Genomic DNA, 222 nt, shown 5'->3' with positions numbered 1-222 from the left:
CTGGTCTTTGATCTGGGCACCCGCCTGTGGAACCAGCGAACCGGTGCCATCGCGGTCATGTTGCTGATGCTTGCGCCCCAGTTCGTGATCCAGGCCCAGAAAGCCCAGATCGACGCCATGGTCGCCTGCTGGATTGCGGTTGCCTGCTACGGCCTGATCCGACACTTTTTTAGCGGGCCCGCCTGGGGATGGTACTTCGTTGGCTGGGCATTTATGGGGCTC

1 protein-coding gene is annotated in these 222 nt (G+C 61.3%); it reads left to right on the top strand.

All coding sequences use genetic code 11. The features are described from left to right. Window positions 1-222: phospholipid carrier-dependent glycosyltransferase (locus tag B2W52_RS08105; RefSeq protein WP_286802406.1), on the top strand; the 222-nt coding region annotated here is incomplete at both ends.

This window comes from Marinobacter sp. UBA2498 (assembly GCF_002341575.1).
Taxonomy (GTDB): domain Bacteria; phylum Pseudomonadota; class Gammaproteobacteria; order Pseudomonadales; family Oleiphilaceae; genus Marinobacter; species Marinobacter manganoxydans.
The sequence above is the reverse complement of the archived record's forward strand: the minus strand, read 5'-3'. Positions and strand labels throughout refer to the sequence as shown.